Here is an 11,429-nt window from a genome sequence, read left to right as displayed (position 1 = left end):
CAATGATGATATATCTTCCTCTTCAAGAGAGGTCATTTTCTGCTCAGAACACTTGCAGACAGCCAGGCCAACACATGCATTGCTCATCACTCAGACCCTCTCACAGACAGCAGGCTGACACTCATAGCTGTAACACCACTGGTGCAGGTTATGCATCTCCACAAAGTGCCAGGAGGGTCCTGGACCACATTAAGTCACAGTTGTGCTCACGATGAGAGCAAGTTATCGAATTACAAGAACAAGCCACTGCAAGTATCAAAAAGGACAATACGGACACTTTCGACATGATGATCAAACAGATCCAGGTGCACAATTTTGTCACTGACAAGATCAAGTTGTTGCAGCAAACAATGCTCAGTGATGCCAAAGAGCTGGGGACCACAGACGCCCTGAATTTAACCCTTCCGCCCATGCCACCACCTGCTCAAATGGTTACCAACAGCATCATCATACCTCAGGATTTACCAAAATGGTCTCAATATCCATTTGGAAGGTTTTACTATAAAGGTTTTCCCCTTGAAGAGTTAACGAAATTGTTGAGGCATCAAATGCTGGTCTTAATTCATTCAAGACATTTTCAAGTAAGTCTTCAAATGGTCTATAGTCAAAGGGATCCCGATCCAACTCTTTGAAGCAGTCCGCTGACAGGAACAATTCCTTCCCGCCCAAATGCAGCAAGGGCGGCGTTTTCGGCGGATGTTCGTTGGGGCGCTGGCGGTGATGCGGGCGGGGCGGCCGTTGCCGCGCGTCTGGCAGATGTGAGGGAACCCGATGAATCTGACACCACGCGAAAAGGATAAGCTGTTGGTCAGCCTGGCCGCGATGGTCGCGCGCGGCCGGCTTGCGCGGGGGGTAAAGCTGAACCACCCCGAGGCCATTGCGCTGATCAGCGACTTTGTCGTGGAAGGCGCGCGCGACGGGCGGTCGGTCGCCGATCTGATGGAGGCGGGGGCACATGTGATCACCGCCAGCCAGTGCATGTCCGGCATTCCGTCGATGATCCATTCGGTGCAGGTCGAGGCGACGTTCCCCGACGGCACCAAGCTTGTCACCGTTCACCACCCGATCAGAGAAGGTTGATCCATGAGCCGTATCCTGTTTCCCGCACTGCTGCTTGCCACCCCCGCCGTGGCCCATGAAGGGCTGCACCACCACCCGCATGGCGTGGAACATGGCTGGCTCGCCGTCGTTGCCCTTGGCGCGCTTGTTGCTGCTGGCGTTCTGGCGCGGCGGGCGCTGGCCGCTGTCCGGGCGCGCAAATGATCCCCGGCGAGGTGTTTGCGGCGGCGGGCGACATCGTGCTGAACGCCGGTGCCGAAGTGACGGTGGTGATGGTGGCCAATACCGGCGACCGGCCGGTGCAGGTGGGCAGCCATTACCACTTTGCCGAGACCAATCCGGGGCTGGCCTTTGACCGGGATGCCGCTCGGGGCAAAAGGCTTGATATCGCGGCAGGCACGGCAGTACGGTTCGAGCCGGGGCAAAGCCGCGAGGTGCGGCTGGTACCCCTGTCCGGGGACCGCAAGGTGTTCGGATTCAACCAAAAAATCATGGGTCCGTTGTGACCCGAAACTCAGGGAGACTGCCATGTGCCATGCCTGTGTGATTGAAAACGTAAAGCAAGGAATGCTCAGCCGCCGCGATCTGTTCCGCTCGGCCGCTGCCGTGGGCATTGCCACCGGTGCCGCCGGGCTGATGAGCGCGCGGCCCGCGATGGCGCAGGCGAGCCGGGTGGTGGACCTGACGCACACATATGACGGCGCTTTCCCCACTTATGACGGCAACCCGGGGATCATCTATGAGCCTGCGGTCAAGTTCGAGGGCAATGGCTATCAGCTGTGGAAGCTGACGATTTTTGAACACACCGGTACTCATATCGACGCGCCGCTGCATTTCACTGCTGACGGCACCTCGGTGGCGGAACTGGCGCCGGAAAGCCTTGTTTGCCCGCTGTGTGTGGTGGACATCAAGGCCAAGGCGATGGAAGACGCCAACGCGATGGTGGAGCCTGCCGATATCGAGGCCTGGGTGTCTGCCAAGGGCGCGATCCCGGCGGGGGCTTGCGTGGCGATGAATTCAGGCTGGGCGGCCAAGGTGGGTGATCCGCTGTACCGCAACACGCCGGATGGCAAGCTGGCCTTCCCCGGCTTTTCCAAGGCCGCGACGGATATGCTGGCGGGACTGGAGGTCGCCTGCATCGGGGTGGACACGCTGTCGCTCGACCCCGGCAATTCGGCTGATTTCGCGGTGCATTTCAGCTGGTTGCCCGTTGGGCGCTACGGGATCGAGAACATGGCGAACCTTGACGGCCTGCCTGCCGCAGGGGCAACGGTGATGGTCGGCGCGCCGAAACACGCGGGCGGCACCGGCGGCCCCGCGCGCGTGCTGGCGCTGGTCTGATGGCAACCGTTCCGCTTTTGTCGGACGCGGCGGCAGGGGCGGAGGCCCTTGCCGTTTTCGACGACATCCGGGCCAAGCGGCAGACGGATTACGTGAACAACTTCTGGCGCGCCTTGGCGGGTGATCCCGCGCTGCTGCGCGCGACGTGGGAGCGGTTGCAGGTGGTGATGGCCCCAGGCGCGCTGGACCCGTTGGTCAAGGAGATGGTCTATCTCGCCGTCTCTACCGCTAACGGCTGCAGCTACTGTGTGCATTCCCACACGGCGGCGGCGAAGGCCAGGGGGATGACCGAGGCGCAGCATGGCGAATTGCTGGCGGTGATCGCGATGGCCAGCCAGACCAACGCGCTGGCGACGGTGCTGGGCGTGCCGGTGGATGAGAGGTTCATGGCGTGAGGGAGAAAGTAATGATCCTCATTGCCGCGCCAATCGATGCGCGCCGGGTGCGGAGTAAAGGCCCCCGTCCGAGAACGAGGGCCTCTTGCTCAGATCTTCCCTTGGTACTTCAGAATTGCATGGAGCAATTGAAGCACAATCGGCAAGACGGTGAGAGCGAAGTCGAGTTTCGTCATTGTCCGCCCCCTCCTTTCATTTTTGCGAATCATCGCTTCGTGGGCGGACTTCCCAGTAATGGCATGTCAGGCCCCGGCCCAATGCACGCCCCTTTCGAGGTTAGTTGATCCCGATGCCCGCGCTGATTTCCCGCAAGACCTATGCTGACATGTACGGCCCGACGACCGGTGACCGGCTGCGGCTGGGCGATACCGATCTTGTCATCGAGGTTGAGAAAGACTTCACAACCTACGGGGAAGAAGTGAAATTCGGTGGCGGCAAGGTGATCCGTGACGGGATGGGGCAGTCTCAGGTCACCCGGGCGGCGGGGGCGATGGATACGGTCATCACCAACGCGCTGATCGTCGACTGGACCGGGATCTACAAGGCCGACGTCGGCCTGCGCGACGGGCGGATCGCCAGGATCGGCAAAGCCGGGAACCCCGATACCCAGCCCGGCGTGACCTTGATCATCGGTCCGGGGACCGAGATCATCGCCGGCGAAGGCAAGATCCTGACCGCCGGGGGCATGGACGCGCATATCCATTTCATCGCCCCCCAGCAGATCGACGACGCGCTGCATTCCGGCATCACCACCATGCTCGGCGGCGGCACGGGGCCCGCGCATGGTACGCTCGCGACCACCTGCACCCCCGGTCCTTGGCATCTTGCGCGGATGATGCAGGCGGCGGATGCCTTTCCGATGAACCTCGCCTTCGCGGGCAAGGGCAATGCCTCGCTTCCGGCGGCGCTGGAGGAACAGGTTCGCGCCGGTGCGTGCTGCCTCAAGCTGCACGAAGATTGGGGCACCACCCCCGGTGCCATCGACTGCTGCCTGACGGTGGCCGATGCGATGGATGTGCAGGTGATGATCCACACCGACACGCTGAACGAGAGCGGCTTTGTGGAGAATACCCTCGCTGCGATCCGGGGCCGCACGATCCATGCATTTCATACCGAAGGCGCGGGCGGTGGCCATGCGCCTGACATCATCAAAGTGGTCAGCTCGCAGAATGTGATCCCGTCTTCGACCAACCCGACGATGCCCTACACGGTGAACACGATCGAGGAACACCTCGACATGCTGATGGTCTGCCATCACCTTGACCGCCGGGTGCCCGAGGATGTGGCCTTTGCCGAAAGCCGCATCCGGCGCGAGACGATAGCGGCTGAGGATATTCTGCACGATCTGGGGGCGTTTTCGGTGATCTCCTCGGACAGTCAGGCGATGGGGCGGGTGGGCGAAGTGATCACCCGCACTTGGCAAACCGCCCACAAGATGCGCCAGCAGCGCGGGCGGCTGGAGGGCGAGACAGGCGATAACGACAATACCCGGGTGAAACGCTACATCGCCAAATACACGATCAACCCGGCGATTGCCCATGGGATCAGCCGGCATATCGGGTCGGTCGAGGTGGGCAAGCGGGCCGATCTGGTGCTGTGGAGCCCGGCGTTTTTTGGTGCAAAGCCCGAAATGGTGCTGCTGGGCGGCTGCATCGTGGTGGCGCAGATGGGCGATCCGAACGCATCCATCCCCACCCCGCAGCCGGTGCACACGCGGCCGATGTTCGGGGCCTACGGGCGGTCGGTGGAGCGCAACGCGGTGGTGTTCGTGTCAGGTGCGGCGCAAGACAACGATGTGCGGGGGGCCTACGGGCTGGCCAAGGAAACCTTGGCGGTCGAGGGCACCCGCGGGATTGGCAAGCGCGACATGAAGCTGAACGCTGCGACACCGGTCATCGAGGTTGACCCGGAGACCTACGAAGTGCGGGCCGACGGGGTGCTTTTGACCTGCGAACCGGCCCGGGAATTGCCATTGGCGCAGCGGTATTTCTTGTATTGAGGTGCGATAATGGCTCCGGTTCCCAAAGCGGCCTTTGAAAGGTGTTTCCATCTTGGTTTGGACGTATACGACGGCAAGGTGTCTGCGAACGCTGCGGTGGCAGAAGCCACTGCGCTTGGAATGAACGAAACGTCCGCCCGCGATACCATTTACGTCGTCCGTTGCATGGCCGAAGGACGGCGTTATGCGCGCGGCCTGAGCGCTCCACAAACGGAATTCGCTTTAAGCTATATTCGCGACCGGATGGGGAAGGCCCGCTTTGAAAACGCTTTGAAGGCACTTGACGGGCATATCGAATACTACGAAGGCATTCGCTCGGTCAAAATGCACGCATTGAGAAGCGTTCTCGCCAGATACGGGGCGTTCCGAGAGGAATTTGCAGACCTCGAAGCCCTAATCGCCGAAGAATCTTCGGGCCTCGCTTCGGCCAGCGCCCTCAGTCCAGAGGAACGGCAAGCACGCCTTCCCGAGCCTGGCCATAAGCCGCGCAAGGTGACGGTGACCATGCAAACCTTCGTTCGCAATCAATATGTTGTGGCCGAAGTCCTTTTTCGTGCCAACGGCCATTGCGAGCACTGCAAGGAAAAGGCACTATTTGACCGTCTGAAGGACAGCACTCCCTACCTCGAAGTCCATCACAAGATCCGCCTCGTCGATGACGGTGACGATACCGTTGCCAATGCAATCGCCCTTTGCCCCAACTGCCATCGGGAAGTGCATCACGGGGTGGACAGAGGGAAATTCGGAACATGATTGACAGCCAGTGCCATCAGCACAGTGTGGTGGACCCGGATACCTATGAAGTGCGCGCGGACGGCGTCTTGTTGACCTGCGAACCGGCGCGGGAGCTGCCGTTGGCGCAGCGGTATTTCTTGTATTGAGGCGGAATCAGGCGCTGGTGGCTTCGTAGTGAACAGGCTTTTCCCGGCGGAACACAGGGAAAAGCGGCAGATCGCGCGGCAAGCTGGTCAGCACAGCCTCACGCCGTTTGAGACGGGCGATTTCGGCGCGGATCTGGATGAGTTCGGTCAGGAAGGAAAGTCTTGTCATGGTCACTGATCCTCTTTTGTTCCTGCGTTCAGGATTGACGGAAATGGTAAATACTTCGCAAAGGTGATCTGATGGCTGTTGAAACTGCCCAAATCCTCCACCGGGCCGGACACTGGCCGCGTCTGGCCACGGCACGGGTTGTGCTGGGCTATGAGGCGCGGTTCTTGCGGCGTAAGCGGCTGGTAACCGCGTCGGGCGAGGCATTTTTGGTGGATTTGACCGAGACGACCAACCTTCTGGCGGGCGATGCGTTTGAGCTTTCGGATGGGCGGCTGGTCGAGATTTCTGCGGCCGAGGAGCCGGTGTTGGTGGTGCGGGGTGATCTTATCCGGCTGGCCTGGCACATCGGCAACCGGCACACGCCGTGCCAGATTGAGGCGGACCGGCTGGTGATCCGGGCCGATCATGTGCTGGCAGACATGCTTTGCGGCCTTGGAGCCGATGTGGTGGCCGCGACCGAGCCGTTCACGCCGGAAGGGGGCGCCTACGGGTTGGGGCGCACGATGGGCCATGCGCACTGATCTGTTGACGCTGGTGCAATGGCTGTCGCCGGCGTTTCCGACCGGTGGGTACGCGTACTCACACGGGATGGAATGGGCGATGGCCGAAGGGATGCGGACGCCAGAGGGCGTGGCGAACTGGATCGGAGACGTCCTGCGCTTTGGCTCCGGGGTCGCCGATGCCGTGCTGTTGGCCCTCGCGTTGAAGCCGGGTGCAGACCACGCGGCGTTGGACGGGGTGGCGCGGGCGCTGGCCACCTCGCGCGAGCGGCTGGAGGAAACGCTGGCGCAGGGCACGGCTTTTGCGCGGACCGTGGCGGCGCTGACCGGGCGCGACCTGCCCGCCCGCGCACTGCCGGTGGCGGTGGGAGAAGCGGCCGGGGTGCTGAGGCTGGAGCCTGGCGATGTGATCGGGGTCTATCTGCATGGCTTTGCCGGCAATCTCGTTTCAGTTGCGACGCGGTTTGTGCCGCTGGGTCAGACGGAGGGGCAGCGGGTGCTGGCGGGGTTGCATCCGGTGATCGGTGAGGTGGCGGCGCGGGCGCAGGGCATGGCGCTGGAGGATGTCGGGACGGCGGCATTCGGGGCGGACCTAGCAGCGATGCGACATGAGGGAATGGATGTGAGGATCTTCAAGACATGAAGAACGGGCCATTGAAGGTAGGGATCGGCGGGCCGGTGGGTGCGGGCAAGACCTCGCTGACAGAGGCCCTGTGCCGAGCGCTGGCGGGGCGCTGTTCGATGGCGGTGATCACCAACGATATCTACACCCGCGAGGATGCGGAGTATCTTTTGCGCGCGCAGGTGCTGCCTGCCGACCGGATTCGTGGGGTGGAGACGGGGGGCTGCCCGCACACGGCGATCCGCGAGGATGCCAGCATCAATCTGGCGGCGGTGGCGGAGCTGCGGGGGGCGTTTCCCGACCTGGACTTGATCCTGATCGAGAGCGGCGGCGACAATCTGGCGGCGACGTTCAGCCCGGAGTTGGCGGACCTGTCGATCTATGTGATCGATACGGCGGCGGGGCAGGATATTCCACGAAAGCGCGGGCCGGGGGTGACGCGGTCGGACCTGCTGGTCGTCAACAAGACCGATCTTGCGCCTTATGTGGGGGTGGATCTGGTCTTGCTGGAGGAGGACACCAAAAGGGCGCGGCAGGGGCGGCCCTATGTGATGGCGCGGGTCCGGCAGGGGGTTGGGATCGCCGAGGTCATTGCGTTTCTGGAGACTGAGGGTGGCCTTGTCCTGAGCTGATGTCCACGCGTGGACAAGAAACGAAACCCTTTATTGTCAGAGGGTTAAGTTTTCATTTTAGCGAATTGTTAATGATTTTGAATGCCTTGCCGAGGCGGGGGGTGACCGCTGTGCCCCGACCGCAAACAAAAGCCCCCGGCACTGATGGGTGCCGGGGGTTTCTTTGGTTTGCGCAAGGATCAGTTGGTTACTGGGGCGGCGGCTGGGTCAGTAGCGGCCGGGGCCGGGGCGAGCGACGCCAGGAACGCAGCCACGTTGGCCGCGTCTTCAGGCTTTTTCACCTTGTAGGCCATTTTCGACTTGGCCTTCTTGTCACCGGTCTTTTCCACCAGGAACTTGGTCGGATCCTGCACGTAAGTGGCAAGATCAGCCTCGGTCCAGACATAGCCTGCGGTGGTCAGTTCTTCGATGCCGGCGCCGTACTTGAAGCCTTCATAGGAACCCGCGACACGGCCGATCACGCCATAGAGGTTCGGGCCGGTCTTGGCATTCTTGCCGGCCAGCGTTTCGCCCGCCTCGTTCACCACGACGTGGCAGGTCTGGCACTGGTTGAAGACTTTTGCCCCCGCTTCGATGTCTTGCGCGAAAGCAGGTGCAGCAAGGCCAGCGAAGGCAAAGGCGACAGTTGCGAATTTCATAGGAGTCCTCCCGGTTTTGTCTGGGTGTATAGTGTTGCGCGCGCGACGTTTGGCAAGGGCCGGGCGCGCGATTTCATGCGACTGCGTGGGAAATCGCGCAGCGTTTCCACAGCGAGGCCAGTGCGGTGACCAGCTTGTCGATGTCGGCGTCCGAATGGTTGGGGCCGGGGGTGATGCGCAGCCGCTCGGTGCCTTTGGGCACGGTGGGGTAATTGATCGGCTGCACATAGATGCCCCAGTCGGCCATCAGGATATCGGAGATCATCCGGCATTTCACCGGATCGCCGATCATCACCGGGATGATGTGGCTTTCGTTGGCCATATGCGGGATGCCAGCACGGTCCAGCAGTTTGCGCACCTTGGCGACATTGGCCTTCTGGGCGCGACGTTCGGCATCCGACCCCTTGAGGTGGCGGATCGAGGCGGTGGCGGCCGCCGCGATGGCGGGTGGCAGCGCGGTGGTGAAGATGAAGCCGGACGAAAAGCTGCGGATGAAATCGCACAGGTTGTTCGAGCCGGTGATGTAGCCGCCGACGACACCAAATGCTTTGCCAAGCGTGCCCTCGATCAGGTCGATCCGGCCTGCCAGGCCGCGTTCTTCGGTGACGCCGCCGCCGCGCGGGCCGTACATGCCGACGGCGTGGACTTCGTCGATGTAGGATAGAGCGCCGTGGGCTTCGCAAACTTCGACAATCTCGCGGATCGGGGCGATGTCGCCGTCCATCGAATAGACGGATTCAAAGGCCACGATCTTGGGCCGGTCACCCACCGCATGCAGCTTGCGGTCCAGATCGCGCCAGTCATTGTGCCGCCACAGCGCCTTGTCGGCGCGGGAATGGCGGATGCCTTCGATCATCGAGGCATGGTTGCCTTCGTCCGACAGGATCACCGCGTTGGGGATGCGCGCGCCAAGCGTGCCAAGGGCGGCCCAGTTCGACACATAGCCCGAGGTGAACAGCAGCGCGCGTTCCTTGCCGTGCAGATCGGCCAGTTCGCGTTCCAGTTCCAGGTGATGCACGGTGTTGCCGCCGATGTTGCGGGTGCCGCCCGCACCGGTGCCGCAGGCCTGCACGGTGTCGATCATCGCCTGCACCACATCGGGGTGCTGGCCCATGGTCAGATAATCATTGGAACACCAGACAGTGACGTCTTCGACCACGCCATCCTTGTGGCGGCTGGCCTGCGGAAAGGCACCGCGCTTGCGTTCCAGATCGGCGAAGATGCGGTAATTGCCTTCGGCTTTCAGCGCATCGATCTGGCTTTTGAAGTGGCTGTCGAAGTCCATGGGCATCACTTTCTCACTGTCAGTGTGGTCTCTGGCGTCTTTGCGCCGGTTATCGGTGCGGTGTAGGCGGGTGCGGTGTAGGCGGGGGCAGTGTAGGCGGGGGCGGTCAGCGGGGCGGGCAGCAACCAGCGCCACAGCTTTTGGTCAGGCAGCGGCAGGACCATGAACCAGTGTTCCAAAAGCGCCAGCAGGGTCAATGCCGTCAGCAGGATATGGCTGATGAAGGCCGCGTCGGTCGGGGCGGAATAGGCCCGTTCCATCCAGCAGGCGGCGGCGAAGGTGAGCGCGGTGACCGAGATCGGGAACACCCAGTTCATCGGCGCGTGCCGGAAGTGACTGGCGAGATGTGCCAGCGGGGTTGGCAGAAATTCGGTGTGGATGCGGGGAACGCCGAAGAACAGGTTCAGCTTGGCCGACAGGCGGGCAAAGAACAGGATCGCGAAGGTCCAAAGCGCGGTGGTGTTGCTTGCGTCGCTGGACGCCTGGGCGATCAGGATAAGGGCCGCGATCAGCAGCACCTCGTGCCACGCGATGGTGCCGGTGGCGCGCCAGAAGCGGGCCCATTGGCTGGCGAAGGCGGGGCAGGGCGCGGTGTTCGGGCCGGTGATGATGCCCGACAGGAATGCAAGTTCGATCCAGCCCCAGACCGCGAGGGCCGCAAGGAACGCGCCGTAGGTGCCGGCAACGGTCGGGTTCTGGAAGGTCACGGCCATCCCCCAGACGCCAAGCGCCAGAAGCGGCAGGCCGAGGAGGACCGACCAGAGATGGGCATTCGGTCCGCCATGATCGGCCCGCTTGACGCGCCAGAGGATCGCCCCGGTGGAAAACCACCAGACAAACAGGGCCGAGACGACGGCGATCCAAGGACTGGTCATGTGCGGCACCCCTGGACAGGGATGCCGCACAGGTGTTCGGGACGCGCCCATCCCGTACACCAACCCGCTGCCGGAACAGCGGTATGGGGGTCAGCGGTCAATACGTCGGCTCCAGCCGCACCGATGCGGGCAGATCGTGGCGTTTGACCGGAATCGTGTAGAGGCTGGCGAAGGTAAGGGCCGCTTTCGCGCCCGCCGCCCAGCCCTTCAGTTTGCCAGCGATGCCGCCCTGGCGGTGGGCAGCATCCATCGCAAGGAAGGCGCGGTTCATCCGCTCAAGGTTCGGAATCCAGCGCGGGCTGTCGATGTCCAGCTCCATCGGGAAGATCTGCCGGGCGATGGTCGAGGTCTTGCGGAACACCTCCTGGTCATACCAGCCGATGTCGACGCCGAGGGCCTTGTGGAATTCCGGCCGGGCGTGATCGCGCACCCACATGGTGGAGTAGACGGCGGTCAGGAAGAACTTGATCCACAGTTTGTTGGCAAAGCTTTCGGTGAGTTTCGGGTCGGTCTTCATCAGCAGTGCGAAGGCCTCGCCATGGCTGAACTCGTCGTTGCACCATTCCTTGAACCATTTGAAGATCGGGTGGAACCGCTTTTCCGGGTGCGCTTCGAGGTGGCGGTAGATGGTGATGTAGCGGGCGTAGCCGATCTTTTCCGACAGATAAGTGGCGTAGTAGATGAACTTTGGCCGGAAGTAGGTGTACTTTTTGGCCTTGGTCAGAAAGCCGAGGTTCACCGCTACCCCGGCCTCGCGTAGCGCGTCGTTGATGAAGCCGGCATGCCGGGCCTCGTCGCGCGACATGTAGCTGAACAGCTCGCAGATGTCGGGGTTGGCACCCCGGCGTTTCATCTCTTTGTACAGCACGCAGCCCGAAAACTCGGCGGTGCAGGACGACACCAGAAAGTCGATGAATTCGGTCCGCAGGGCGGGGTCCATCCCCTCCCAGTCCACCTTGTCCCAGGCTTCGGGCTTCTTGAAGTGGGTCTTGTTGGGGTCGGACTTCATCTGCGCGATCAGCGCGTCCCAGTC

General features: G+C 62.2%; 17 protein-coding genes. 12 read left to right on the top strand and 5 right to left on the bottom strand.

Annotated elements, in window-relative coordinates; genetic code table 11:
* The first annotated feature begins 284 nt into the window (after positions 1-284).
* The 9 genes from RMO18_RS13625 to RMO18_RS13585 all read left to right on the top strand — a co-directional run bounded on the left by RMO18_RS13625 (position 285) and on the right by RMO18_RS13585 (position 5,675).
* Entirely contained in the window at positions 285-632 is a 348-nt protein-coding gene (locus tag RMO18_RS13625; protein ID WP_309666592.1) for a hypothetical protein, read from the top strand.
* A gap of 139 nt (positions 633-771) precedes the next feature.
* Positions 772-1,080 (top strand): urease subunit gamma, encoded by a 309-nt coding sequence (locus RMO18_RS13620; RefSeq protein WP_309666591.1) that lies wholly within the window; start codon positions 772-774, stop codon positions 1,078-1,080.
* A 3-nt stretch (positions 1,081-1,083) separates the two neighbouring features.
* On the top strand, positions 1,084-1,263 hold the full coding sequence (locus tag RMO18_RS13615) for a hypothetical protein (protein WP_309666590.1): 180 nt from the start codon (positions 1,084-1,086) through the stop codon (positions 1,261-1,263).
* The gene (locus tag RMO18_RS13610; RefSeq protein ID WP_309666589.1) at positions 1,260-1,565 is read left to right on the top strand and encodes an urease subunit beta; all 306 of its coding nucleotides are present in this window, start codon (positions 1,260-1,262) and stop codon (positions 1,563-1,565) included. Before RMO18_RS13615 ends, RMO18_RS13610 begins: the two co-directional genes overlap by 4 nt.
* A gap of 22 nt (positions 1,566-1,587) precedes the next feature.
* The gene (locus RMO18_RS13605) at positions 1,588-2,400 is read left to right on the top strand and encodes a cyclase family protein (protein ID WP_309666588.1); all 813 of its coding nucleotides are present in this window, start codon (positions 1,588-1,590) and stop codon (positions 2,398-2,400) included.
* Complete coding sequence (locus RMO18_RS13600) at positions 2,400-2,795, top strand: carboxymuconolactone decarboxylase family protein (protein WP_309666587.1); 396 nt, start codon at positions 2,400-2,402, stop codon at positions 2,793-2,795. Before RMO18_RS13605 ends, RMO18_RS13600 begins: the two co-directional genes overlap by 1 nt.
* Positions 2,796-3,084: 289 nt before the next feature.
* The gene (gene ureC, locus RMO18_RS13595; RefSeq protein WP_309666586.1) at positions 3,085-4,794 is read left to right on the top strand and encodes an urease subunit alpha; all 1,710 of its coding nucleotides are present in this window, start codon (positions 3,085-3,087) and stop codon (positions 4,792-4,794) included.
* Between the two features lie 9 nt (positions 4,795-4,803).
* Positions 4,804-5,547: an HNH endonuclease gene (locus RMO18_RS13590; protein ID WP_309666584.1), complete on the top strand. Its 744-nt coding sequence runs from the start codon at positions 4,804-4,806 to the stop codon at positions 5,545-5,547.
* A complete protein-coding gene (locus tag RMO18_RS13585) occupies positions 5,544-5,675 on the top strand; it encodes a hypothetical protein (RefSeq protein ID WP_309666595.1) in 132 nt (43 codons plus the stop codon). The genes RMO18_RS13590 and RMO18_RS13585 overlap by 4 nt, the downstream gene beginning before the upstream one ends.
* A gap of 7 nt (positions 5,676-5,682) precedes the next feature.
* On the opposite strand, the gene RMO18_RS13580 is transcribed toward RMO18_RS13585, so the two are convergent.
* Positions 5,683-5,844, bottom strand: a complete 162-nt coding sequence (locus RMO18_RS13580) for a hypothetical protein (RefSeq protein ID WP_309666583.1) — start codon at positions 5,842-5,844, stop codon at positions 5,683-5,685.
* Positions 5,845-5,915: 71 nt separating this feature from the next.
* Between RMO18_RS13580 and RMO18_RS13575 the strand changes: the two genes are divergently transcribed.
* From RMO18_RS13575 to ureG, 3 genes are read left to right on the top strand one after another with little or no spacing between them, the layout of a single operon-like run.
* Positions 5,916-6,365, top strand: coding sequence for an urease accessory protein UreE (locus RMO18_RS13575; protein WP_309666580.1), 450 nt, complete (start codon positions 5,916-5,918; stop codon positions 6,363-6,365).
* On the top strand, positions 6,355-6,987 hold the full coding sequence (locus RMO18_RS13570; RefSeq protein WP_309666578.1) for an urease accessory UreF family protein: 633 nt from the start codon (positions 6,355-6,357) through the stop codon (positions 6,985-6,987). Before RMO18_RS13575 ends, RMO18_RS13570 begins: the two co-directional genes overlap by 11 nt.
* Complete coding sequence (gene ureG, locus RMO18_RS13565) at positions 6,984-7,598, top strand: urease accessory protein UreG (protein WP_309666577.1); 615 nt, start codon at positions 6,984-6,986, stop codon at positions 7,596-7,598. The genes RMO18_RS13570 and ureG overlap by 4 nt, the downstream gene beginning before the upstream one ends.
* A 179-nt stretch (positions 7,599-7,777) precedes the next feature.
* Here the strand turns inward: ureG and RMO18_RS13560 are convergent, their stop codons facing one another.
* From RMO18_RS13560 to acsF, 4 genes are all read right to left on the bottom strand, one after another.
* Positions 7,778-8,236, bottom strand: a complete 459-nt coding sequence (locus RMO18_RS13560; RefSeq protein WP_309666576.1) for a c-type cytochrome — start codon at positions 8,234-8,236, stop codon at positions 7,778-7,780.
* Positions 8,237-8,309: 73 nt separating this feature from the next.
* Positions 8,310-9,521: a 5-aminolevulinate synthase gene (gene hemA / locus RMO18_RS13555; protein WP_309666593.1), complete on the bottom strand. Its 1,212-nt coding sequence runs from the start codon at positions 9,519-9,521 to the stop codon at positions 8,310-8,312.
* A gap of 5 nt (positions 9,522-9,526) precedes the next feature.
* Positions 9,527-10,396, bottom strand: a complete 870-nt coding sequence (gene puhE, locus RMO18_RS13550) for a putative photosynthetic complex assembly protein PuhE (RefSeq protein ID WP_309666574.1) — start codon at positions 10,394-10,396, stop codon at positions 9,527-9,529.
* A 97-nt stretch (positions 10,397-10,493) separates the two neighbouring features.
* The coding region (gene acsF, locus RMO18_RS13545) for a magnesium-protoporphyrin IX monomethyl ester (oxidative) cyclase (protein ID WP_309666572.1) at positions 10,494-11,429 on the bottom strand (936 nt) is incomplete at its 5' end.

Origin of the sequence: Tabrizicola sp., assembly GCF_031377265.1 — a bacterium.
Classification (GTDB): Bacteria; Pseudomonadota; Alphaproteobacteria; order Rhodobacterales; family Rhodobacteraceae; genus JAUYQR01.
The sequence above is the reverse complement of the archived record's forward strand: the minus strand, read 5'-3'. Positions and strand labels throughout refer to the sequence as shown.